21 protein-coding genes and 1 pseudogene are annotated in these 23025 nt (G+C 68.6%); 6 read left to right on the top strand and 16 right to left on the bottom strand.

The features are described 5' to 3' along the window. Positions 1 to 4: 4 nt before the first annotated feature. Positions 5 to 976 carry an AurF N-oxygenase family protein gene (locus tag OHB23_RS01860; protein ID WP_328810748.1) on the bottom strand — a complete coding sequence of 324 codons (972 nt, stop codon included), beginning with the start codon at positions 974 to 976 and terminating at the stop codon, positions 5 to 7. A 375-nt stretch (positions 977 to 1351) separates the two neighbouring features. Between OHB23_RS01860 and OHB23_RS01865 the strand changes: the two genes are divergently transcribed. Then, on the top strand, positions 1352 to 3025 hold the full coding sequence (locus OHB23_RS01865; protein WP_328810749.1) for an EAL domain-containing protein: 1674 nt from the start codon (positions 1352 to 1354) through the stop codon (positions 3023 to 3025). A 17-nt stretch (positions 3026 to 3042) separates the two neighbouring features. Further along, on the top strand, positions 3043 to 3855 hold the full coding sequence (locus tag OHB23_RS01870; protein ID WP_328810750.1) for an SDR family oxidoreductase: 813 nt from the start codon (positions 3043 to 3045) through the stop codon (positions 3853 to 3855). Between the two features lie 37 nt (positions 3856 to 3892). On the opposite strand, the gene OHB23_RS01875 is transcribed toward OHB23_RS01870, so the two are convergent. After that, positions 3893 to 5074 carry an RtcB family protein gene (locus tag OHB23_RS01875; protein WP_328810751.1) on the bottom strand — a complete coding sequence of 394 codons (1182 nt, stop codon included), beginning with the start codon at positions 5072 to 5074 and terminating at the stop codon, positions 3893 to 3895. Between the two features lie 80 nt (positions 5075 to 5154). On the opposite strand from OHB23_RS01875, the gene OHB23_RS01880 reads away from it, so the two are divergent. Together OHB23_RS01880 and OHB23_RS01885 are read left to right on the top strand one after the other, a co-directional pair. Then, on the top strand, positions 5155 to 5796 hold the full coding sequence (locus OHB23_RS01880) for a class I SAM-dependent methyltransferase (protein WP_328810752.1): 642 nt from the start codon (positions 5155 to 5157) through the stop codon (positions 5794 to 5796). A gap of 87 nt (positions 5797 to 5883) precedes the next feature. After that, on the top strand, positions 5884 to 6759 hold the full coding sequence (locus OHB23_RS01885; protein ID WP_328810753.1) for a type IV toxin-antitoxin system AbiEi family antitoxin domain-containing protein: 876 nt from the start codon (positions 5884 to 5886) through the stop codon (positions 6757 to 6759). Positions 6760 to 6799: 40 nt separating this feature from the next. On the opposite strand, the gene OHB23_RS01890 is transcribed toward OHB23_RS01885, so the two are convergent. The 5 genes from OHB23_RS01890 to OHB23_RS01910 form a co-directional block, all read right to left on the bottom strand. After that, entirely contained in the window at positions 6800 to 7807 is a 1008-nt protein-coding gene (locus tag OHB23_RS01890; protein ID WP_328810754.1) for a FecCD family ABC transporter permease, read from the bottom strand. Further along, positions 7804 to 8826: an ABC transporter substrate-binding protein gene (locus OHB23_RS01895; protein ID WP_328810755.1), complete on the bottom strand. Its 1023-nt coding sequence runs from the start codon at positions 8824 to 8826 to the stop codon at positions 7804 to 7806. Before OHB23_RS01895 ends, OHB23_RS01890 begins: the two co-directional genes overlap by 4 nt. Before the next feature lie 171 nt (positions 8827 to 8997). Continuing rightward, positions 8998 to 9165, bottom strand: a complete 168-nt coding sequence (locus OHB23_RS01900; protein ID WP_155957070.1) for a hypothetical protein — start codon at positions 9163 to 9165, stop codon at positions 8998 to 9000. Between the two features lie 99 nt (positions 9166 to 9264). Next, positions 9265 to 9423 (bottom strand): hypothetical protein, encoded by a 159-nt coding sequence (locus OHB23_RS01905; protein ID WP_155957071.1) that lies wholly within the window; start codon positions 9421 to 9423, stop codon positions 9265 to 9267. A gap of 70 nt (positions 9424 to 9493) precedes the next feature. Beyond that, positions 9494 to 11440, bottom strand: a complete 1947-nt coding sequence (locus OHB23_RS01910) for a CocE/NonD family hydrolase (RefSeq protein WP_442973010.1) — start codon at positions 11438 to 11440, stop codon at positions 9494 to 9496. Between OHB23_RS01910 and OHB23_RS22935 the strand changes: the two are divergent. Beyond that, a pseudogene (locus tag OHB23_RS22935) lies at positions 11394 to 11525 on the top strand (hypothetical protein); the annotation flags it as partial. The gene OHB23_RS01910 and the pseudogene OHB23_RS22935 overlap by 47 nt on opposite strands. Before the next feature lie 76 nt (positions 11526 to 11601). On the opposite strand, the gene OHB23_RS01915 reads toward OHB23_RS22935, so the two are convergent. The 4 genes from OHB23_RS01915 to OHB23_RS01930 are packed head-to-tail and all read right to left on the bottom strand — an operon-like array spanning position 11602 to position 15444. Further along, complete coding sequence (locus OHB23_RS01915; protein WP_328810757.1) at positions 11602 to 12900, bottom strand: hypothetical protein; 1299 nt, start codon at positions 12898 to 12900, stop codon at positions 11602 to 11604. Beyond that, on the bottom strand, positions 12897 to 13343 hold the full coding sequence (locus OHB23_RS01920) for a hypothetical protein (protein ID WP_328810758.1): 447 nt from the start codon (positions 13341 to 13343) through the stop codon (positions 12897 to 12899). Before OHB23_RS01920 ends, OHB23_RS01915 begins: the two co-directional genes overlap by 4 nt. After that, positions 13340 to 13528 (bottom strand): hypothetical protein, encoded by a 189-nt coding sequence (locus OHB23_RS01925; RefSeq protein ID WP_222638821.1) that lies wholly within the window; start codon positions 13526 to 13528, stop codon positions 13340 to 13342. Before OHB23_RS01925 ends, OHB23_RS01920 begins: the two co-directional genes overlap by 4 nt. Then, entirely contained in the window at positions 13525 to 15444 is a 1920-nt protein-coding gene (locus OHB23_RS01930; protein ID WP_442973011.1) for a hypothetical protein, read from the bottom strand. The genes OHB23_RS01925 and OHB23_RS01930 overlap by 4 nt, the downstream gene beginning before the upstream one ends. Before the next feature lie 111 nt (positions 15445 to 15555). Between OHB23_RS01930 and OHB23_RS01935 the strand changes: the two genes are divergently transcribed. Beyond that, on the top strand, positions 15556 to 16239 hold the full coding sequence (locus OHB23_RS01935) for a TIGR00266 family protein (protein ID WP_328810760.1): 684 nt from the start codon (positions 15556 to 15558) through the stop codon (positions 16237 to 16239). A gap of 9 nt (positions 16240 to 16248) precedes the next feature. Here the strand turns inward: OHB23_RS01935 and atzF are convergent, their stop codons facing one another. Genes atzF through OHB23_RS01960 form a run of 5 tightly spaced genes read right to left on the bottom strand, consistent with a single transcriptional unit; the run spans position 16249 to position 22943 of the window. Further along, positions 16249 to 17946, bottom strand: coding sequence for an allophanate hydrolase (atzF, locus tag OHB23_RS01940; protein ID WP_328810761.1), 1698 nt, complete (start codon positions 17944 to 17946; stop codon positions 16249 to 16251). After that, entirely contained in the window at positions 17943 to 19934 is a 1992-nt protein-coding gene (locus OHB23_RS01945; RefSeq protein WP_328810762.1) for a 5-oxoprolinase/urea amidolyase family protein, read from the bottom strand. The genes atzF and OHB23_RS01945 overlap by 4 nt, the downstream gene beginning before the upstream one ends. Then, entirely contained in the window at positions 19931 to 20575 is a 645-nt protein-coding gene (locus OHB23_RS01950) for an urea amidolyase associated protein UAAP2 (RefSeq protein ID WP_328810763.1), read from the bottom strand. Before OHB23_RS01950 ends, OHB23_RS01945 begins: the two co-directional genes overlap by 4 nt. Further along, positions 20572 to 21393: an urea amidolyase associated protein UAAP1 gene (locus OHB23_RS01955; RefSeq protein WP_328810764.1), complete on the bottom strand. Its 822-nt coding sequence runs from the start codon at positions 21391 to 21393 to the stop codon at positions 20572 to 20574. The genes OHB23_RS01950 and OHB23_RS01955 overlap by 4 nt, the downstream gene beginning before the upstream one ends. Further along, positions 21390 to 22943, bottom strand: coding sequence for an amino acid permease (locus OHB23_RS01960; RefSeq protein ID WP_222638827.1), 1554 nt, complete (start codon positions 22941 to 22943; stop codon positions 21390 to 21392). The genes OHB23_RS01955 and OHB23_RS01960 overlap by 4 nt, the downstream gene beginning before the upstream one ends. Positions 22944 to 23025 lie beyond the last annotated feature (82 nt).

The raw sequence follows: 23025 nt of genomic DNA on the forward strand, positions 1-23025 counted from the left end.
CGGATCAGGCCGCGGCAGAGGCGGGCTCGCTGCGGAACCGCGACGGGCGTCCGTCGATACGCAGACTCGTCCACAGACGCTTCGAGACGCGGTTCATCAGGCCCATGTCCTCGGACAGCTTGCGGACGTCACCGAACATGTCGCGCAACGTCTTCGCGGAGGCCTCGTTGTCCCACCACACCTCACGCACCACCTCGGGCGGGATTCCGAGCTCACGCTGCACCTGCTTGCTGGGCTTCATGATGACGTCGCACAGCACGCGCATGATGATCGGCGTCGCGATGGACATCGCGAACCGCTGACGTCGGGACAGCTTGGGCGCGCGGTGCTCCAGGTACTGGTGCGCGAAGCCGATGTGCCGCGCCTCCTCGGCGACGTGGATCTGCATGATGCGCGTCATCAACGGGTGCTGCGATGCACCGGCGCGCAGGATCGACTTCTGTGCGTGGTCGATGGGCTCCTCGCCGGCCAGCACTCCGACGAAGAAGCCGAACGGGAGCGGGCCCGCGAAGAGGGGAAGAAGAGGGCCGGCCTTGCGGAACCACCTCGGGCCACCGGGCACGGCGACCCCGATGCGGTTCACCAGCTCCTGGAACATCTGGGTGTGGTGGCACTCCTCCGTCGCCTCGTGCGTGGAGTAGCGGAACTCCGGCGAGCCGTTCGGGAGCCGCAGCGCGTAGTTCATGATGCCGGCGATGAGTACCTGCTCGAACTGCAGACCCACCTTGAGGATGTTGGCCTGCCGGTACATCCCGACCGCGATCTGCCGATCGAGAGGCAGCGACCGGTACCACTCGGTGTTGCCCAGCGGATCGGCTGCCGGGAGCACCCAGCGGGGATCGTCGGCCACGATCGCGTAGTGCGGATCGTCCCAGGGGATGTCGAGGAATGCATCGAAGTGCTGGTGAACGGACGCTTCGGACAGGGTGCGCAGCGTCCGCTCGTACTCGGAGCGCGTGTCGGATGTGATCGTCATGGCGTGAACCTCCGTGAGTGCCGGGCCGACTTGGTGCGACAGGCTGTTGCAGTAAAAGTTACTGCAACTCGGTGTACCACGCAAGCAGTGAGCCGTCGCAAATTGGTACAACGAACGTTGTCATCGTGGCCGGAATCAAGCCATTCTCGGTTGTTGCATTCACTCGGCATCTATTCTTCGATCATCGGGTACCGTTTGCCCGTCCTTGCGAACCGCAGCTCCGAATACCGGGAACTCGACCAGTCCTTCTCCTCACTGCCGCATCGTTCGTCGGGGTCGACGCGGCACGACGAACGAGAGTGTGTGTTGCCCGTACGTCCGATCCCGACCGCTGACCACGCGGCGGCCCGCCTCGAGTACCCGAGCGTGCCTGCGATGCGTCTCGTCGTGTTGACGCTGGTCATCATCGTGGGCCTGGCCGGGATCACCTGGGGTCTGTCACCGCAGTTCGACAGGACGTCCTTCGTCATCGTCGCCGTGGCGGCGCTGACCACTCTTCCGTCCGCGTTGCTCATCTACCTCTACGGGCGGAACCTCCGCTACTCGATCCCTTTCGTCGTCTACGCCGACATCGGCATCACCGTCGTTCTGTTCGCCTCCCGCTCGCCGTTCGACGCCCTTCCCGGCGTCGTCCTGCTGATGCTGGTGTCGTTGTTCGCGGGCGTGTACGTCTCCGGGCGGATCCTGGCGGCCCAACTGGCCTTCGCCGCGGCGATCCTCGTCGTGCTGTCTGTGCTCTCGGTACACGACGGAGTCCCCGGCTGGCTCGTTCTGTCTCGAGCGCTCACCCTGCTCACCGCGGTCATCGTGCCGATCCTGCTCAAGATGCACGTCGACTTCCTCACCGACAAGCTCGAGAACAGCCGACGCGACAGCGTCAGCGGCCTGCTCAACCGTCGCGGCCTCGACGGCGCCGTCGCCCGGTTCGATGTCCCCCGCGGAGTCGAGCAGACCCTGGGCACGGCCGTCGTCCATCTCCGCGACTTCGTGCAGATCGAGCGACGCCTCGGCCGCGCCACGAGCCACGACCTGGTCGCCGAGACATCGAGTCTCCTCACGGACGCGTTTCCCGACGCCATCGTCGCCCGGACCCAACCGGGCGAATTCGCCTGTGTCTGGCTCGGTTCCGCGGACGACGTGGCCGAGCGGCTCGCCGCGGCGCGCGCCCTGGTGGAGTCGACCCGCCTGCGCAGCGCCACCGTCAGCACTACGTGCACCAGTTCCACCGTGCCGGTCGACTACCGCACCACCGTGACCGTCGCGCTCGGCAAGACCCTCACCGCCGCCGCGTTCCTGCAGTACGGCGACGCTGTGGCTCCGCGCAGCAACCACCACGTCGCCGAGCTGATCGCCGACGGCGGGCCCGCCATCGTCTTCCAACCCGTTCTGTCGGTGTCGACGGGTCGCGTCATGGGCTACGAAGCGTTGTCCCGCTTCCCTTCCGGGCACGGCACCACTCAGAGCTGGTTCCTCGACGCGGCCGCCGACGGCCTGCAGATCCCGCTGGAGCTCGCCGCTGTCCGACGCGCCGTCGCGGCGTCCCGAGACCTCCCGACCGACGTCTTCCTCGCCGTCAACGTCTCGGCGACCACCATCGTCGCCACCGACCTGGTACCGATTCTCGACGAGGCCGCCGAGTGCCGACGCGTCGTCGTCGAGATCACCGAGCACGACCTGGTCAGCGACTACACCGCACTCGGCGCCGCCCTCGATCATCTGCGCGACGAGGGCCTGTCCATCTCCGTCGACGACGTCGGGGCCGGCTACTCCGGTCTCCGTCAGCTCGTCGAGATCAAGCCCGACGTCCTCAAGCTCGACGCCTCGATCGTGCGCGGCATCGACACCGACCCCATGCGCCGCGCCGCCGCCAGCGCCCTCACCACCTTCGCGGCCGCCATCGGTGCGGAATGCGTGTACGAGGGCATCGAGACGCCGCAGGAGCTGGAGTCGGCGCGCAGCCTCGGTGCCGACATGGTGCAGGGGTTCCTGCTGGGGCGCCCCACCTCCACTCCGATCCTGAGCCGTCAGGACGGCATGAACGCACTCTGAGCGGGTATGGCCCGGCCATGACGACACCAGGTTCCGACTTCGTTCCCCGCACCGCCGTCGTGACCGGCGGCGACTCCGGCATCGGCCGCGCGGTGGCCGTCGCATTGGCCGGTGGCGGCCTCGACGTCGGGGTGACCTACAACCGCGACCGCGAGGGCGCCGAGGCCACCGTCGCGGAGATCCGCGCGCTCGGGTGCAGCGGGTTCAGTGCCCACATGGACCTGACCGACCTCCCGGGCGCCCCGTTCGCCGTGGACTCGCTGGCCAGTGAGCTCGGCGGGATCGACGTGCTGGTGAACTGCTCCGGCACAGGCACCGCCACCTCGTTCCTCGACCTGGACTTCGACTCGTGGCGCACGGTGCTGTCGGTCGACGTCGACGGGGCGTTCCTGTGTGGCCAGCACGCCGCACGGCTGATGGTGGAGCAGGGTCACGGCGGGCGCATCGTCAATGTCACCAGCGTGCACGAACACCTGCCCAAGGTCGGTGCTGCACCGTACTGCGCCGCGAAGGCCGGTCTCGGCGGACTGACGCAGGTGATGGCGATCGAGCTCGCGCAGTACGGCATCACCGTCAACTCGGTTGCGCCGGGTGAGATCTCGACACCGATGACCGGTCAGACCGACGAGAACCCCGAGAGCAACCCCCGGCCGGGTGTCCCGCTCGGGCGTACCGGCGACGCACGGGAGATCGCCTCCGTCGTCGCGTTCCTCGCCGGCCCGACGTCGTCGTACATGACGGGCGCCTCCCTCGTCGTGGACGGCGGCATGGCCCTGATGGGGCCGCAGGCCGTCCAGTTCGTGAAGGACGACGCCTGGCGGAGCGTGTGACGTCCGATGGCCCTGCACTGCAGGGCCATCGGGGTCGTCAGGTGCCCTTGACGTTCATGATCTGGCGGAGCTCGTGGAGCACCGTGACCAGATCGCGAGCATCCTCCATCACCACGTCGATGGACTTGTAGGCATCGGGGATCTCGTCGATGAACTCGGCCGAGTCCCGGTACTCGATCCCCACCATCCGCTCACGCAGGTCGTCCTGCGTGTAGCGCTTGCGCGCCTCGGCACGGGAGAACCGCCGACCCGCACCGTGCGGAGCCGAGTGCAGACCGCTCGCGCTGCCCTTGCCCTCGACGACGTACGACCGCGTTCCCATGCTGCCCGGAATGATGGCCCGCACACCCTCGGCCGCGTGAACTGCGCCCTTACGGGTGAGCCACACGTCCTTGCCGGCATGCTTCTCCGGCCGGGTGTAGTTGTGGTGACAGTTGATTCGGTCCGACTCGACACTCGTGTCGGTACCGGCCCGATGCACGAACTGGTGCAGGAACCGATCCATCATCTCGGCCCGGTTGAGGTACGCGAACCGCTGCGCCCACGTCAGATCCGCGATGTACCGATCGAACTCGGGCGTGCCCTGGGCCAGGTACGCGAGGTCACGGTCGGGCAGCTGGATCCACCACTTCTCGCACATCTTCTGCGCGATCGCGATGTGCTTCTTGGCGATCTTGTTGCCCACCCCTCGCGAACCCGAGTGCAGGAACAGCCACACCCGGTCCCGCTCGTCGAGACACAGCTCGATGAAGTGGTTGCCACCACCGAGAGACCCCAGCTGCTGACGCCACTTCGGCGAGTGCGACAGGTCCACCCCGCTCTTCTCGGCCAGTTCCTCGAGCTCCGCGATCTTGGCAGCGGTGAACTCGAAGCGGTCGAGGTGCCCGTTGTAGTTGCCGGGCGAGAGGGGGATGACGCGCTCGACGTCCTGACGCAGCTGCGCCAGGTCGAGGTCAGTGATGTCGCTGTGGCTCAGCGTCGTCTCGACGCCGATCATCCCGCACCCGATGTCGACGCCGACCGCGGCGGGGATGACCGCGCGCAGTGTCGGAATGACCGTGCCCACAGCGCTTCCCATTCCGGGGTGCGCATCGGGCATCAGGGCGACGTGGGGGTGGATGAACGGCATGGCCGCGGTGCGACGCGCCTGCTCCAACGTGGCGTCCTCGATGGCCGAGGCCCAGTTGAGCAGCCGCGTTCCCGCGCCTGTCGGTGGCATGGTGATCTCCTTCGTTGTCGGTGAGGGGATGACGGTACGAGGTGTGGGTACCTCGGTGCCAGGCAATTACGCTGTCCCGCATGCACTCGGAGTACGACGCGATCGCCCCGGACTACGCGGCCGCCTTCGCCGACGAGCTCGGCTCGCGCCCCTTCGACCGCGGGTTCCTGTCGTCGTTCGCTCGCTCGGTACGGTCCTCGCGCGGCACGACGGTGCTCGACGCCGGGTGCGGGCCCGGCCAGGCGGCACGCGAGCTCGCGGGTGCCGGCCTCGACGTCCTGGGTCTCGACGCGTCGAAGGGCATGATCGCCGCAGCATCGGGGCCGGCCTCCTGGGTGGTGGGCGACATGGCCGCGCTCCCCCTGGCCGACGGTTCTGTTCACGGCGTGTGCGCCTGGTACTCGATCGTGCACACCCCCACCGCCGATCTGCCCGCTCTGTTCTCCGAGTACCGCCGCGTCACCGTTCCGGACGGCTGGCTGCTGCTGGCATTCCAGACCGCCGCACCCACCCGCGAACTGCGCACCGCGTTCGGGCGGGACGTGCACCTCGATTACCTCCGCCACGACGTCGACGAGGTGCAGTCGCTGCTCATCGACAGCGGGTACGTGCTGCACCGGGACGCCGTGCGATCCGCTCACGGCACGGAGACGGCGGCGCAGGCGTTCGTCGTCGCGCGGGCACGCGATCACCTCGTGGAGCCGCCGCCGCGGGGGTGTTGATCGTGGATGTCAGACCCCGGTTTCCGGGGTCCTGGTTCCACTATTGCTCCCGGGATCCCCGGTGGGCCCACGCCCGTCCAACAGTGCGTGGACGAACTGGACAGATTCGCTGGTCGGCACGACGGCGTCATCAGCCGGGCGCAGGCCCTGGCACTGGGGCTGTCGTCCACTGCGCTCGAACGCCGCGTGTCCGCAGGACGCTGGACCCGCATGGCGTCGGGCATCTACATGCCGGCAGGTCAACCGGTCACCCAGCAGGCGATGGTGCGCATCGCGGTGCTCCGTTGCGGTCGCGGAGCACTGGCGAGTGGGCCCACCGCCGCATGGTGGCTCGGCCTGCTCGAGCGGCCGCCCGCCCACTCCTGGGTGACCATTCCGCGTGCTCGGCGCTACCTCGATCGGTCGGTCACCGTGCGACGACGCGACGTTCCTGCAGTCGACGTGGCGGTGGCCCGCGATCTCCGCGTCACCGGCCTCGCTCTGACTGTGCTGGAGACCGCGGTGATCCTGGAGGAGGCGCGACCCGGCGACGGAACCCAGTTCCTCGACCGCGCACTGCAGACCCGCACATCACTGGACCGGCTGCAGAGTGCCCACGCTCGCAACCCCGGACGTGTCGGCAGCCCTCGCGCCGCGGCGATGCTCGTGCACGCGGCGACCGGCGGCGAATCCGAGGCGGAGCGAATCTTCCTTCGACTGCTGCGCACCTTTCGCATCACGGGATGGGAGTGCGCCGTGCGATCGTGCGGCTACGTGATCGACGTGGCCTTCGTCGACCGGCGGGTGGCGATCGAGATCGACGGCTGGGCGTATCACCGCACGGCCGAGCGCATGGCACACGACGCGGTGCGTCAGAACGCGCTCGTGAACGACGGCTGGACGATCCTCCGGTTCACCTACCACCGGCTGATCCGGGAGCCCGATGCCGTGATCGCCGAAGTTCGTCGAGCACTGCGTAGATAGTGGAATCTGCGCCCCGGATTCCGGGGTTCAGATTCCACGATCAGCGTTTTCCACGCAACAGGATGATCGCAAACGCCGGCACACCCACGAGCGCCGTCACGACCCCCACCGGAATCTCCTGCGGTGCGAAGACGCTGCGCGCCAGGGTGTCCGCCCACACCATGAACACGGCACCGATCGCCATGGACACCGGCAGCACGCGGTGATGGGCGGTGCCGACGAGGATGCGAGCCGCGTGCGGGATGACCAGCCCGACGAATCCGATGGCTCCCGCCGACGCCACGATGGTCGCGGTCATCAGTGCAGTGACTCCGAGCAGGACGACGGACAGGCGGAGCATCGAGACACCGAGCGCGCGGGCCGTGTCCGATCCCAGCGTGACCGCGTCGAGCGACGGCGCCGCCACCACGCACGCCACCGCCCCGATCCCCACGGCGCCGGCGCACACCGCGACATCGCTCCACCCGGCACCGGCGAGCGAGCCCAGCAGCCAGAACAGCACCCCGCGTGTCTGTTCCGCATCGGCAGAGGACAGCACGATGAACGAGGTGAGGGCCGAGAACAACTGCGTACCGGCCACTCCCGCCAGAATCACCGGCCCTGTTCCACCGCCGGCGCCGCTGGCCAGCATCATCACCAGCACGAAGGACACGAGAGCACCGACGAAGGCGCCGGTCGACAGCGACAGTGCGCCCGCACCCACACCGAGCACCGCCACCGACACGGCGCCCGTCGAGGCACCGGACGAGATGCCGAGAACGAACGGATCCGCCAAGCGGTTACGCAGCAGTGACTGCATGATCGCACCACACAGCGCCAGGCCGCACCCGCAGATCGCCGCGAGAAGTGCACGGGGAAGCCGCAGTTCCCAGACGATGCCGTCCTGGATGCGGCTGACGTCCGCCGGCGGGCCACCGAGATGCGCGACGACGACGGCGACCACGTCGGGCACCGTCACGTTCGCCGGGCCCAGCGCGATGGACACCGCCACCGACGCGACGACCGCCAGCAGCGTGGCCACGACCGCCAATGCCGGTCGCACCCTCACCCGTTCGACCACTCCTGCAGTGCCGCAGCCACTTTCTCGATACCGTCGATGGTCCGGATCGACGGATTGAGGTCGGCACCGTTCACGACGATGTAGCGCTTGTCGATCACCGCCTGCATACGACTCGTCACCGGGTTGCTCTCGAGGAATGCGATCTTGCTCGCCAGCGCGTCACCGTCGATGCTGCGCCGGCTGAGGTCGGCCAGCACGAGTGCGGAGGGATTGCGGTCGGCGACACTCTCCCAACTCACCTGCGGCCATTCGTCCTTCGTGTCCGCGAAGACGTTGCGCACGCCCACCGCGTTCGAGATGACACCGGACGCTCCGCAGCACCCGGCCATGTAGGGAGCAGTGGTGTCGGCGAACCAGTACGCGAGCGACGCCTCCGACACCGGCGTCGATGCCGCGTCGTAGCGCGCCCGCAGCTCGTCGACGAGGGCATCCCCTCGGGCGCGCACGTCGAAGATCGCCGCGAGATCGCGCACCTCCTCGAACACCGTCTCGATGCTCAGTGGCTCGTCCCGAGCACCGTCGGCGTTGACGCTGGTGGCCGACTTACCGGTGCAGTCCGTGGGCGACAGGTACGTCGGGACGCCGAGGGCATCGAACCGGTCGCGGTCCGCGACTCCACCCTCTCCCAGCGTTCCGCCGAACGACGCGGTGACCAGATCGGGCTCGGTGTCCAGCACCACCTCGAGCGAGGGCTTGTTGTCCGCCAGCCGAGGAACCTGCGCGTCGGCGTCCGCGAGGTCGGCCCGTACCGGGTCGGTCCAGGTGGCGGTACCGACCATCCGATCTTCCAGCCCGAGGGACAGCAGGATCTCGGTGGATCCCTGGTTGAGGGAGACGGCGCGCTGCGGCGGCGCGTCGATGGTGACGGTGCGGCCGCAGTTCTCGAGGGTGACGGGATAGTTGCTTCCGGCCTCGGCCGCAGCCGTCGTGGTCGGGCCGGTGGAGCATCCTGTGGCGAGGAGGCCGACTGTCGTGACGACAGCGGCGATCGCGAGGCGTGAGGTCATGTTCGGTTGTGCCGTCCTGCTGGGAGCCCGTGCGCGGAGCTTCGAGGGTGGTGCCGGACAGCAAGCGATCGGACTTCGAGCCGAAGCTCGTCACCGTTGCGCGCCAGTCCCGGAATCGCACCGGGTTCCCTCGCTGAACGACTGTTCGAGGGTCACTCTAACGGTCGGTCGTCAGGCCGCCGAGTCGCGGCGGTGTTCGGGAGTCGACTCCTGCCGACGCGCGTCGCGCTCGTCGCGCTCCGCCTTGCGGACGGCGCGACCGATCCAGACACCGATGAGGACCGCCATGAGAAGCCACGCGACCGCGATGCCGACCACGAGCATCCAGCCCGTGGTCACGAGCGGGTCCCGAGGTGGTGCGGTGTCGTCACGACGAGTTTTCGTCACGGCCATTCGCGAGGATTGCCGTGCTCGATCACAATCCGATCTCGGTCCCCATCACCTCGTGGGAGCGAGTGGCGCGTCACCGTCGACGTCGTGCGCGTGCTCGACATCCTCCTCGACGTCGGCCACATGAATGGCATGGCCGACTCGGACGCCGAGAACGACCGACACCACCATCCAGACGGCCACGAAGCCGATGACGAACCACCACATGTCACGAAGTGTTCCACCGATACCGGCGACCGAACCGCCTGCGAGGACGCGACATGGTCACGGTATCCGCTCAGTTCACATACGGAATGTTCACGAAGCTGGGGTTCGCGGGGTCGAGTTGCACGTGCTGAGGTGCCAGCGCGGAGTCGACGAGCATCGGCCCCAGTGGCAGGTAGCGCGGCACGCTGGCGGCGTAGACGTCGATGCGGATCCGGTGGCCCGGCGCGATCACGGCATCCGTGGGGAGCAGGTTGATGTCCACCGTGGTCGGGACGCCGGGCACGAGCGGCTGCCGGCTCGCGAGCGTGAGCGCCGGCTTCGCGTCGACGTAGTCGCCGTTGGCCGAGCGGGTGCTCTTCGCCTCGTCGATCTGGCGCAGCGATGCGGTCAGAGCGCCGTGGCTGATCGGGGTGGACGTGCCGTCCGGCGCGACGTCGTTCATCGTCGCGGCCCAGAAGCCGTCGGGCCGATCGAGCACCGTGTTGAGATGCAGGTTGGTGGCACCCGAGATCTGAGTGGGCTTCTCGGCCGGCGCGCTGGTGAAGGTCAGCGCCTCGGCCTCGTTGAACCGGGAGTCCTTCGTGCACACGGACCCCAGGACCGCCGCCGCACCCGCAGTACCGACCGCGGCGTCGCGGGAACAGACCCCGCGAAGGCCCGGCGCGACGGTGAGGCGCGCGGTGTCGGACGTCGGCGACGAGGACAGCGAGCCGTCGTGGAGGCTGTGCCCGGCGGTGCCGCTGGGGGCGGCGGAGAGGTAGGTGCGCTGAGACTGCGCTCCGGCACGGGGGAACTGATCGGTGGTGGTCCACCCGCCGCCCTGCTGGAACAGCGTCACGGGGCCGTACTTCTCGACACCGTTGTCGACGCCCTTGAGCCAGTGGTCGAACCACGCGCGTTCGAGTGCATCGAGTCGCGGCGGGTTGCCCGGGCGTCCGAAGCCCGCGCCCGGATTGACGTGGTACCCGTCGCCCATGATCAGCTGCTTGCGTCCGGGCGCGACCGGGATGTCGTTGTAGATGCGCGGCTCGCTGTTGGTGAAGATGTCGTGCCAGCCGCCGTAGACCATAGTGGGTACCTCGATCTGCGACAGATCCGCCGAACGGTCGGCGTAGAACTCGCCGTCCTGGGCGACACCGAGGGTCTCCGGCCGGATGTCTCCGATGGTCGGCGCCGTGAAGGCGTTCGCGAGTTCGGGGATCAGGATCGCCGGATCAGCCAGTCGATCGGCGAGCCACCGAGTGTCGAACTGCCCCTGCAGGATCGACTGCACGTTCGGGACGAACTTCAGCACGTTGACCAACGTGAGCCACAGCGGCATGAACCCGACACCCAACGCGCCGCCGGTACCCACGATGTCGCGCAGCAGGTCGTTGCCGGGCTCGACCGGGAAGATGGCCTTGAGCGCCGGCGGACGCAGCGCCGCGGCCTGCACGGAGTTGATGGCCGAGTAGGAGATGCCCGACATGCCGACCTGACCGTCGGACCAGGACTGCCGTGAGGTCCAGTCGATGATCTCCGCCGAATCCTGTTGCTCGCGTGGACCCAACACGTCCCATGTGCCCTGCGAGAACCCGGTGCCGCGGGCGTCGACGACCACCTGGGCGTAGCCGTTCTGGACCAGGTTCCGGTTGACGGCGAAGAGACGCAAGCCCCCGCCGTCGACCGCCTGCGTGAGATCGGTGATGCCGTCGAACGGCGTACCCGCGAAGTTGAGGCTCGCCAGAAAGTCGAGCACCGGCTCGCTCACTCCGGGGATCTGCTGGATCGAGTCGATCAGGTTGCCCACGAGCTTGGTGTACGGCGTGATGTTCAGGACGGTCGGGAGGGCGGTCTCCACCGGGCGACCGGATGCATCGGCGGGCCGGTAGATGTTGGCCTGCAACACCGTTCCGTCACTCATCGTGATGGGGACGTCCCAGTCGATGGCCACCTGCGGGTACTGCGGCGGCGCATCGGCCGCGGCGGTCCAGGCGACGGCGTCCGCGCCGCCGGTGGGATCCGCCGTGGCAGGCACCGCGGTACCGGATGCGACGAGGAGGGCGACGAGAACGCCCGAGATGACCGTGGAACGACGCCGCACACGAGCCCCCATGCTCTGATCGGCACCCTCCCCTGTGATGGGCGCCACTAACCTACCGGACGGTAACCTACGGTCACGGAAAGGTCAACGACCATTCATGCGCCGAACAACAAGAAGAGACCGAGGAAGGTGTACAGCACCATCACCAGCATGAGAGCCAGTTCGCCGAGCAGCGCGTCCTTCTTCGGTAGGTGCCGCAGAGCCGCGTCGTGCGCCAGTGTCACTCCGACGATGTGCCCGATCACCACGCACAGCACCGTGATCGATGCGACCACCGATGGATGCGAGGACAACGCGTAGTTCACCGACGCGTCCGCGATGCCGAGCGGATTCCATCCTCGGTCGAACGGATCGAACAACGTGAAGACGCTCTGCTGACCTTTCTCCACGAGATAGGTGAGGTAATGGGCGAAGAAGTACCCGACGACGATCGGGATCAGCGAGTGCGCCAGCAAGCCGGGCAACTGCGCGCGACGCTCCCTCGTCACGCCGCCGGTGGTGCGCGCCGCGAGCCAGAACACGGTGCCCACCAGTGCGACACACGCCAGCACGCCGGCCGTGCGGATCAGCACCGGGTCACCGAGGTCACGCGCGAACGACTTCCAACTCGGCGTCTGCGCCAGCGAGTCGAACGCGGTGGAGCCGAGCAACGTGGCCGTCACGGCGACGGTTCCGCGTCGTACAGGGAGGGTGGCGGCGCCGTCGAGCGGGTTGCGCACCACGAGGGCACGAGACTCCCTGTCGCGCGCCAGGATCGACAACCGCGCCACGGTGTCGCTGAACACCTCGAACGGATCCGCGCGCGCGAACCATTCCTCGCCGAAGATCAGGGCGCCGCCGAGCAGGATCACCACGTACAGCAGACACCAGGTACGCACGGCGGCAACCGAACCGGGATCACTCGACGCCAGTTCGAGCCACACGAAGGCCAGTAGGCCCAGCACCGCCGGGACCACCCCGATGCCGTCGGGCAGGGCCCGCGGCCGGCCGTGCGGCAGAACGCGATACAGCGCGCGGACCGGGGACACGATGCGCCACACCGGCCCGAAGACCAGCGATGCCGGGACCAGCCCGACCCACACCAGCACGTAGAACACGCCGAGCAGAGCGTTGGATGCGTCCTGCGGACCCAGCACCGACGCCGCGCCGACCCACACGGCCAGCGCCACCGACGCGGTGCCGACGACGCCCCGGAACGCGGCAGCGTCCACGAGTCGCGCCAGCGGCGTCCGGACCAGGTGTCGATCGGGCGTCAGACGCGGAGTCTTCCACGCCAACAACAGGACCGCGAAGGACGCTGCCAGCGCCCAGGCACCGCCGATGAGAGCGTACGTCACCGGGATCGGCAGGTCGGTCGACCCGCCGAGACCGTGCGCGAGGAGCTCGCTGCTCACGACCGGACGAGCACCGTCGCCACGGTGACGTCGGCCTCGTGCAACTCGATGTCGACCGAGCCCGGCACGTCGACCGTGAAGCGGAACTGCTGATCGTCACCGACCGCCACCGGGAAGCTGTGCTCGGGAACGGAATGCACGTGGATCTCGTCCTCCGCGTCGCTGGACACGGTCACGAGGATCTCCTCGCCGACCCTGCCCTCGAGACGCTGGTCGACCGGGGTGACCTCACCGCCCGCGATGGAGACGTCGAGCGTGGTGGTCGGCGTGATGCGTGGGACGTCGGACGCCGCTACGGACGTGGCCGGTGTCGAGGAGACCTGCTCGGGCGTCGCCTCGGTCTCCGGCTCCGCCTGCGAGCACCCCGCCAGCGCCAGTACCGCCAGCCCGACCACCACTGCGCGCATGCCGATTGCCGACCGGCCTCCGGCCTTCCCGCTCACTCCGTGCCCTCCCTCTCGTTCGCGTCCTTCAGGTCGTTCTCGGCGTTCTCCGCCCGCTCGGCCCGCCGGTCGCGCACGACGATGACGATCACCACGAGAGCGATGAGCACTGCGGGGATGACGGCTGGAAGTGCCAGCACGACAGAGTGATCCGCGAGGTAGATCACGTTCGGATCGGGCGTCATACGCGACTGCGCTCCTTGCTGCCCTTCGTCGCGGTGTTGCCGGGGGTGGCCAGGCTGATGCGCGCGGCGCCCCAGGACAGCGACCAGATGAGGGCCAGCGAGCAGGCCAGCACCACGAGGCACGCCGCCGTGAACAGCCACGCCGGGTGGTCGAACGAGCGCTCGCGCTGCAGCAGCTTGGTCTCGTACTGGAATTCGCGGGTGAACTCGGTGGTCGCGGGGACCTCCTCGGCGCCGATGCCCTCGTCCGCGGCCATGAAGATGGGCGCACCGGCCATGGTGCGGCCGTCCTGGATGCGCAGGAACGTCTTCCACGTCCCGTCGACCGGCATGGCACGCGTGGAGCGGTACTCACCCGGGCCGGTGCGCTCGAGGTTGTCGACGACGAGTCCGTGCAGCGAGTCGCCTGCGCCCTGCCAGGCGAGGATGGAGACCCACTCGGGATCGTCGGACACCAGGTCGCTCGGGTCGATGCTCACCGTGGCGGTGACCATGCGGAAGCCGTCCTCGCGGGGAGCGTCGGTGAGACTCAGGGTCGCGTTCGCGCCCTGCGGAACGTCGATCATCAAGCCGTTGGCGACGCTGCCGCCGAGCACCAGCACCATCGCGACGACGACGGAACGCCGGACGGCGGGACGCGGGAGTCCGTCACCGCTGAGCGCCTGCGCGAAGAGACCCGCGGTGAGACCGACGACGAGGCCGGCGGGGATGCAGGTGGCGAGCGCCTCGACCCACATGCTGTTCGGCCACGGGTAGAGGAAGACGGCGTCGACCCACATGGACTCCAGGTACAGGCCGACGGTGCCCACGGCGACACCGGTGACGGCGCCGAACAGGAGGCGGCGGTGGACGAGAGTGGTCAGACCCATGATCTCGACGACCACGGCCATGCCCAGGTAGAGCGTGAACACGCTGTGCGGCTCACCGAGGACGGGACCGACGATCAGCGCGGTGATCTCGCGGATCACCGCGGCGAAGGCGACGGCGAACAGAGCGGATCCGCGGCCCACCATCAGGCGGGCGGCGATGAGCGCGAAGGCGCCGGCAGCCGTCATGAGCAGCGGCTGGAAGACGAGGCGGAACTGCTCGACGCCGAAGTCGTACTCGATCTGGAAGACGGACAGGCCGATGACGAGACCACCGAAGGCGGAGCTGCGCATGAACCAGGTGATGATCGAGCGCTTGCGGGAGTCGACGGCCTGCGCCGGGTCCGCCTTCGTCTCGCCGTCGGGCTCACCGGCGGTGGCGGCGGTGGTCACGGCGGTGGAGGCCATCGCGACGCGACCCTCGTGCTCGAGCAACAGCACGCCGACGAGCGAGAGCCCGGCGCCGCCGATGAGCATGAGGTGCGTCGGTCCCCACAGCGTCACGTCCTGGCCGAACATGCGGTGCCAGATGTCGTCGAGCGGGAAGCCGATGAGCGCGTACAGGCCCGAACCGGCGATGAGCAGCCCGCCGGTGGGGGCGTACCAGGTCCGGGTGATCTTGATGGCTGCCGGACCGGGCTTCTCGTCGCGCGGCAGGATGATCGCCAGCGCACCGGCGATGAACAGGAAGAACAGGCCCACCAGGATGAAGTAGTGCGCCGGGTTGGCCAACGGGCCCTCGTCGCGACCACGTCCGATGTGCAGGCTGACGTCCCAGATGAAGCCGAAGAACGCGGTGAGGATCGTCGAGATGAACATGACGAGCGGCAGCGCCACCCACCCGGGGCGGTGCAGCTTCTCGCCCGCGTAGTCCGCGAGGCGCTGCAGCCACGTGATGCGCCTCGTCCGGTGCATCACGGCCAGATACAGCAGGAACAGCGAGATGACACCGGCTGCCGCGGTCATGCCGAAGACCTGATCGAGCGCGGCGCCGCCACCGGCCGGAGCCTGTGCGATCAGGTTACTCGAGGTAACACCTACATTGTTCACGCATCGGATTATGTCTGTAACCGGGCGTCGACACCAGAGCTACCCGAAAGTAATTTCTCGGGCACTCTCACGTGCCGCGCGCGGCGGTCGTCGCTGCTCTATCGTCTGCGCATGGACGTCGAACTCCGGCACAACCCTTCCAACACCGTCGCCCGATGCCGCCTGGCGCCACGGGAATCGCTGAACACCGAGGGCGGGGCGATGCTCGCGTGTTCGGCCGGTGTGGACATCCGGAGCAGCACCCCGGGCGGATTCCTCGGCGGACTCAGACGCAGCGCGCTGAGCGCCGGATCCTTCTACGTCACCACGTACACGGCACCGGACCAGGGCGGCTGGGTCGACCTGGCCGGCAAGCTGCCCGGCGACGTCATCACCGTCGACGTCGCCGACGGGCAGGAGTGGTTCGTGGGCCACGGTTCCTGGCTCGGCAACTCCCCCGACGTCACCGTCGACCCGCAGTTCGGCGGAATGAAGCAGATGTTCGGCGGCCAGGGCGCCTTCGGCTACAAGGCGTCGGGACGCGGGCACGTGCTGCTGGGTGTGTACGGCGCCATCGACGTCATGGACCTCGGTCCCGGGGAACGCGTCACCATCGACACCGGTCACGTGGTGGCGTACCACCTCGCGATGACGTTCGACGTGCGTCGAGCGGTACAGGGGAAGACGATGCAGACGCTGAAGTCCGGCGAGGGGCTGGTGTTCGACTTCACCGGTCCGGGCCGCGTCCTGCTGCAGACCAGGAACCCTCGCGAACTCGAACGGCTCATCGACGAGAACCGGCCACGCTCGAGCTGATCGTGGAACTCAGACCCCGGAATCCGGGGTTCGGACTCCACTATTCGCGGTGTAGGCCCGCCAGCCGCCGAACTCGGTGATGTCGGTGCCCGCCTCCGCCGCATCGGCGGCGCACATGAAACCGACCACCTCCCGACCGTCGGACAGCGTCACCGATCCCAGGCCCATCGGTGCGGGCAGCCCGGCCAGGAACGTGCCGAGGTGCGCCGGGGCCATCCGATACAGCTCGCCCGCGATGGAGGCGCTGCCGCCGCGCACCAGTCCGGGCTTGGGCGGCGTGGTGCCCAGATCGACCAGGCGGTAGTCGGCGGAGGTGCTCACCTCACCGACGAACCGCGCACCACGCTCGACCAGCTGACCGTTCAGCGGGAACCCTCGCAGGTGCGCGCCGACGACGAGCACGTCCACGCCGCCCTCCACGAGTACCGCCGTGTCCTGATCCGCCACCGCGGCACCGATGTCGAGCAGTACCTGATCGGTGAACGCGGGGCCCACGACCATGACGCCGAAGGGATCACCCGCCGTCGTGCGCGCACCCGGCACCGCGACCGCCGCCATGTCGAGAAGGTTGCAGAAGTTGGTGAACGTGCCGAGCCTGCGATTGATGCCGAGCGGATCCGCCTGTACCGCAGCGATGGTGGGGTGCTCGGTGGTCGTCGGCAGCACCAGGCCGTCGAGCCCGTCGAGAATCGACGCCGCGTGCGCCTTGGCCGCCAGCAGCGTCGAGAGGTCGTCGACGTACGCGTGCGCTGCCGGATCCTTCGCGCCCAGCACGATGCGGGAGACGGTCGGGTCGGCGTGCTCGGGCGATGTCGACAGGAACTCGCCGACCGCCGCGTAGCGCTGCGCCACGATCGCCCCGTCGTACAACAGCACGGCCGCGTCCAGCAGCACGGAGATGTCGACGATCTCGTGGTCGATCCCTACAGCGTCCAGTCCCGACACCGTGCGCTCGAACGCCTCCGCGTACTCGGGGCACAGCGCGCGGAGATCCTCGGTGCGTGGAACGGCGACACGGGGGCGCGGCGGCGCCGACAACGGCACCGTCGCGGGCCACGCACGACTCCGTGGATCCGCCGAGTCCGCACCGATCATGAACGCCATGGCTGCTGTGGCCGTGGTGATGTCGGCGGCGAAGACCGTCACGGCGTCGTAGTCCACGCACGCCGGGACGACGCCGGTGTTCGGCACCAGTCCCAGCGTCGGCTTGATGCCCACCAGGGACGCGAAGGCCGCAGGAACTCGGCCCGACCCTGCCGTGTCCGTTCCGAGGGCGATGTCCACGATGCCCAGCGCGACCGCGGTCGCGGAGCCGGAACTCGACCCGCCGGAGATCTTCTCGGGGTCGTGCGCGTGCCGCACCGCGCCGTACGGGCTGCGCGTTCCCACGAGTCCGGTGGCGAACTGGTCGAGATTGGTCTTGCCCAGCACCAGAGCGCCGGCGGCGCGGAGTCGCGCGACCACGGTCGCATCGACGTCCGGGGTACGCGAGAACTCGGGGCACGCCGCCGTCGTCGGGAGACCCGCGACGTCGATGTTGTCCTTGACCGCGAGCACGGTCCCGTACAGCGGCAGGCTCTCGTCCAGACCGGCGGCCTCCGCGAGGACGTCCGCCTCGTCGCGCAGCGTGATCCACACCTCGGGGCGGTCGACCTCGGCAATACGCTTGTACGCGAGCAACACTCGATCGGTGGCGGTCGTCATCATGCTCCCTGTGCTGTGGTGAGGGCGAACTCGCCGGCCGCGGACCAGGCATCGCGCTCGATGCCGAACGCCTCGGCCTGCTTCTTGCGGAACTCGGCGATGGAGCTGTCGTTCTCGGCCAGGAACTCGTCGTGGTCGGCCAGAGAGAAGGTGCCGTCGGTGATCTCGACACCCGCTCCGCGCCCGGCCGCGAGATCGGCGCGCATGTCGGCGAGCTCCTCGGTGCTGACGGGGTACCAGGAGATGCGGTCGAAGAAGCGCAGCAGCCAGGGCGTGCCCTCTTCGAAACCCTTGACTGCGGAGGGGTGTCGGTGGTTCCAGACCTGCGTGGTGCGACCGACGAACTGGTAGCCGCCGGGTCCCTCCATGCCGTAGATGCACAGATACGCGCCGCCGATCCCCACGGCGTTCTCCGGTGTCCACGTGCGGGCCGGGTTGTACTTCGTCGTGACGAGGCGGTGCCGTGGATCCAACGGAGTCGCCACCGGCGCACCGAGGTACACGTCGCCCAGGCCCAGCACCATGTACTCGGCATCGAAGACCGTGTCGTACACGTCGTCGACGGACTCGAGCCCGTTCATCCGGCGGATGAACTCGATGTTCCACGGGCACCACGGCGCGTCGGAGCGTACGCCGTGCATGTAGCGCTGGATCGCCTCGCGCGTGGACGGGTCGTCCCACGAGAGCGGCAGCCGCACATGCCGACTGGGCACCGTGAGCTCGGAGGTGTCCGGCAGCGCGTCCTCGGCCTCGAGCAGCAGATCGAGGAGTTTCGCAGTCGGCAGCACGTCGGGGTCGACCTTCACCTGCAACGACCGGATACCGGGCGTCAGATCCACCAACCCGGCGGGGGCGATGGCCTCGACGGCCTCGTGCAGCGCGTGCGCGCGGGCCCGCAGTGCCAGGTCGAGGGACATCTCGCCGTACTCGACCAGGATGTTGTCGTCACCGGAGCGTCGGTAGGTGACCGGCGTCGCGCCGTCGCGGCGCGCGATGACACCGTCGTCCCCGTCGCCGCCGCGCGAGAACACCACGGGCAGGCCGGCGCGCCGGCCGACGCCCAGCGTGTTCTTCGAGGCGGCCGCGGCGGCCTCGAGCGCGACGAAGCGCACCGTGTCACCGGGGCGCAGCTGACCGAGCTTCCAGCGATCGGCCGCGACCACCGTCACCGGGCACACGAAACCGCCCAGGCTCGGGCCGTCGGGACCGAGCAGGATGGGGGTGTCGCCCGTGAAGTCCAGCGCCCCGACCGAATACGCGTTGTCGTGGATGTTCGACGGGTGCAGACCCGCTTCTCCCCCGTCGGTACGCGCCCAGTCCGGGCGGGGTCCGACCAGCCGCACGCCGGTGCGATCGGAGTTGAAGTGCACCTCGTAGTCGGTGCCGAGAATGGTGTCCATGTCGGTGCGGGTGAAGAATTCGGGTGCTCCGTGCGGGCCCTCCGTGACGGCGAGCTGCCACGAGTGCGTCAGCGCCGGAACGTGTTCCATCGGCACGGGTGCGGGCGTGCCGGTCGCGCGATCCGCCGGGGCGAGGTCGTCGCCCGCCTGCAGCACACGGCCGTCGAGCCCGCCGAACGTCCCGAGCGTGAAGGTCGACGCACTGCCGAGGTACTCCTCGGCCAGGACGCTGCCGCGGATCGCGACGTACATCCGCAGACCGGCCCCGGACACCGCACCCACGTCCAGCACCCCGCCCGCGGGCACCGTGATCGGAGTCCAGCGCTCGGCGGGCTCGCCGTTCACCGTGACGGGTGCGTCCGCACCGGTGACGCACACGACGGTCTCGTCGTCGAAACGCAGTGCGGGACCGCTCATCGTGGTCTCGAGCGCCGGCGCTCCCTCCGGGTTGCCGACGGCGACGTTGGCCAACCGCAGCGACAGGTCGTCCATCGGCCCCGACGGGGGTACTCCCACCTTCCAGTACCCCACCCGGCCGGGCCAGTCCTGAATGGTGGTGAGCATGCCGGGGCGCTCGACGCGGATGCTCATGCGGGCCGCGTCACGATCAGACGAACCGGTGTCGGGTCGAAACCGTTGCACGGGTTGTTGATCTGCGGGCAGTTCGAGATCAGGACCAGCGAGTCGATCTCCGCGCGCAGCGCGATCCGCTTGCCCGGCGCGGACAGTCCGTCGACGATGCCCAGGGTGCCGTCCGCGTCGACCGGGACGTTCATGAAGAAGTTGATGTTGGAGACGATGTCGCGCTTGCCCAGACCCCACCGCGACCCCTCGAGCACGAAGTTCTCGACACACGCGTGCTGGTGCTTGGTGTGGTGGCCGTAGCGCAGCGTGTTCGATTCCTGCGAGCACGCACCGCCGATCGTGTCGTGATTGCCCACCTCGTCGGCAACGATGGTCATCATCGGCCGGGACTCGCTGTCGCGCAGCACCGTTCCCGTGGTGAGGTAGACGTTGCCCTGGCCCACCATGGTGGCCGGTGCGCTGTAGCGGACGGTGTGGTCGTCGGCGCCGTAGACCAGGGTGTCGACGGCCTGGTTGCCCTCCAGGTCGAGGATAGTGAGGACGTCACCGGCGCGCACGACGGCGGACCACGGGCCACGGGCAGGTGCGACCTCGTCGAGGATCACCCGGCCTGCCACCAGCGCCAGTTCCTGTACTGCTGCGGTCATTTCGAGCCTCCTGCTGCGTACGTGTCCTCCGTGTTGGCGACGGCACGGAGGTATTCGGGGTCGGTGTTCGGCAGCGCCTCGAGATCCTGCGGCGACGGCCAGGCCAGCACCTCGAGCGACGTGGTGTCGAAGGTGGGCGACGGATCGATCGGGTGCGCCGTGTTGGCGATGCTCACGATCACCGGCAGGTGCAGGATCAGGTCGACCTCGCGGCCGGCACCCGCGGAACCCGTGCTGCGGAGCGCCCCGTCGGGATCGACGGTGACGCCGTGGAAGAAGCTGAGTGTCGGCGGCACGTCGCGGGGACCGAGGCCGTTCTTCAGGGCGGCCAGGATCAGCAACTCGCGGCCCGCGGGCGACGCCGAGTACGCGCTGCCGTCACCGTACTTCGCGGTGTTGGTGAGCAGCGTCGTCGTACCGCACAGTGCGTCGTGGTGTCCGGACGAGTCGGCCAGCACAGTGGCGATCACCCGCCCCTGGTCGGACAGCAGCGGATGACCCACCCCCATGTACGCCTGCCACGGCACCTTGACGGTGTCGGCGGTGTTGAGGCGTTCCCACGGTGCGTCGGCACGGTGGAGCAGGACGTGCGCGCAGGCCGCTCCGTCGAGGTCGCGCAACCGGACTCGGGTTCCGCGCTGGAGCACCTTCGTCGTGTACCGCCCGCCGGGAACCGTCTCGGCCCAGACGAGCGACGCGGCATCGGTTCCGGGAACCTCGTGCGGCCACAGGGAGGGTGGGACCACCGGCATCGAGTCGGTGATCTCCCGAGCCTGCGACCGGGCGTGCTCGCGGGCAGCTGTGGTGGTGGCGGTCATGCGGACACTCCTGTGGTGACGGGGTTGGGGTGGGCCTTGCCGCGCGGGAAGCACAGCGCACCGACGGCGACGACGGCCAGCACCGTGAGGGGCGCGGCCCAGCGCAGCAGCGGGAAATCGCCGGAGGGGTCGTAGATCTCGGGGCGCGGCCAGGACAGGTTGACCACCATGGCAGCGCCGTAGACGACGGCGAGAAGGTTGACGGGCAGGCCGAGGCGGCCGAGGGTGAACAGCGGCTTGCCCTCGGAGTCGACCTTCGGTGCGCCGGTGGTGTTGTGGGGCCAGCCCTTCAGCCGCTGGAGGAGCAGCGGCACGGTGACCATCATGTAGGCGAGGTAGATGAGCACGATGCACACGCTGGCGAGGGTGGAAAAGATCGCCGAGTTGCCGACGTTGACCACGAGCACCAGAACGCAGCCCAGCCCGATGACGACGGCCGGGGCGATGGGCGTGCCCGTGGTCTTGTTGACCGATCCGAGAACACGGGACGCGGGAAGCCGGCCGTCACGGGCCATCGAGAACATGAGCCGGGACGCGGCAGTCTGAATGGCCAACGTGCAGATGAGGATCGCGATGGCCACGTCGATCAGGAGCACGGTGCCCCACGGGGACGAGAGCACGGAGTTCAGCACGTACGGCAGGCCCTGCGTCGCGAGTTCACCGTCGGTGAGGCTGGGTGCCGCCATGAGCGCACCGATGATCATGAGCCCGCCGCCCAGCGCGGAGACGGACAGCGCGAGACGGATGGTGCGCGGTGCGACCCGACGGGGATTCTTCGTCTCCTCGGCCAGTTCGCCGGCGGAGCCGAATCCCACCATGACGTAGGCGGCCATGAGTCCCGAGACGATCCACGCCCCGATGTAGCCGGAATCGACGGGCACGCCGCCGGTGTCGAACACGACGTCCGGTCCGCGCTGAGCATGAGTGAAGAACACGCCGATCACCGCGATGACACCGACGATCTCGCACGTCACGCCGATCGAGTTGATGCGCGCCATGGCATTGACACCGATGGAGTTGATGGTCGTGGTGATCACCAGCAGCGCGGTGCCCAGCACGACGGCGTTGGTGGCGCCGTCCGACGAGGTCAGTGCGGTGTCGGTGCCGACGATCTGGAAGCCGCTCCAGACGTTCGGCAGCACCACCTGCAGTGCGATGGCGGCGGCGGAGGCCGTCACGATCTGCGCGATGATCATGAACCATCCGGCGAACCAGCCGGTGATCTCACCGCCGACGCGGCGTGACCACTGGTAGATGGCCCCGGAGATGGGGTAGCGCGCGGCCAGTTCGGCGAAGCACAGCGCCACCATGAACTGGCCGACGAACACCACCGGCCACGCCCAGAAGAACGCCGGGCCGGCGAAGCTGAAGCCCAGGCCGAACAGCTGGAAGATCGTCGTCAGGATCGAGACGAACGAGAAGCCCGCCGCGAAGGACGCGAACTTCCCCAGCTTGCGATGCAGCTGTTGTTCGTACCCGAACTCGAGGAGATCGTCGGAGTCGCCGTCCGCGTGACGGTCCGACGGGGGTGGGAGCACGGCCTGGCTCATGGGTGTTCTCCATCGACGGGAGGGGTGTATCTGTCGAGTGATAGTTAATCGGACGCAGCGGCCGCGGTGGTGTCCGTGATGT

The sequence above is a fragment of the Rhodococcus sp. NBC_00294 genome, assembly GCF_036163995.1.
GTDB lineage: Bacteria > Actinomycetota > Actinomycetes > Mycobacteriales > Mycobacteriaceae > Rhodococcoides.

Excerpts from the sequence above, each read along its gene's own strand:
- OHB23_RS01860 (WP_328810748.1), bottom strand. The coding sequence starts at position 976 with ATGACGATCACATCCGACACGCGCTCCGAGTACGAGCGGACGCTGCGC.
- OHB23_RS01865 (WP_328810749.1), top strand. The coding sequence starts at position 1,352 with ATGCGTCTCGTCGTGTTGACGCTGGTCATCATCGTGGGCCTGGCCGGG.
- OHB23_RS01870 (WP_328810750.1), top strand. The coding sequence starts at position 3,043 with ATGACGACACCAGGTTCCGACTTCGTTCCCCGCACCGCCGTCGTGACC.
- OHB23_RS01875 (WP_328810751.1), bottom strand. The coding sequence starts at position 5,074 with ATGCCACCGACAGGCGCGGGAACGCGGCTGCTCAACTGGGCCTCGGCC.
- OHB23_RS01880 (WP_328810752.1), top strand. The coding sequence starts at position 5,155 with ATGCACTCGGAGTACGACGCGATCGCCCCGGACTACGCGGCCGCCTTC.
- OHB23_RS01895 (WP_328810755.1), bottom strand. The coding sequence starts at position 8,826 with ATGACCTCACGCCTCGCGATCGCCGCTGTCGTCACGACAGTCGGCCTC.
- OHB23_RS01905 (WP_155957071.1), bottom strand. The coding sequence starts at position 9,423 with ATGTGGTGGTTCGTCATCGGCTTCGTGGCCGTCTGGATGGTGGTGTCG.
- OHB23_RS01925 (WP_222638821.1), bottom strand. The coding sequence starts at position 13,528 with ATGACGCCCGATCCGAACGTGATCTACCTCGCGGATCACTCTGTCGTG.
- OHB23_RS01935 (WP_328810760.1), top strand. The coding sequence starts at position 15,556 with ATGGACGTCGAACTCCGGCACAACCCTTCCAACACCGTCGCCCGATGC.
- atzF (WP_328810761.1), bottom strand. The coding sequence starts at position 17,946 with ATGATGACGACCGCCACCGATCGAGTGTTGCTCGCGTACAAGCGTATT.
- OHB23_RS01945 (WP_328810762.1), bottom strand. The coding sequence starts at position 19,934 with ATGAGCATCCGCGTCGAGCGCCCCGGCATGCTCACCACCATTCAGGAC.
- OHB23_RS01950 (WP_328810763.1), bottom strand. The coding sequence starts at position 20,575 with ATGACCGCAGCAGTACAGGAACTGGCGCTGGTGGCAGGCCGGGTGATC.
- OHB23_RS01955 (WP_328810764.1), bottom strand. The coding sequence starts at position 21,393 with ATGACCGCCACCACCACAGCTGCCCGCGAGCACGCCCGGTCGCAGGCT.
- OHB23_RS01960 (WP_222638827.1), bottom strand. The coding sequence starts at position 22,943 with ATGAGCCAGGCCGTGCTCCCACCCCCGTCGGACCGTCACGCGGACGGC.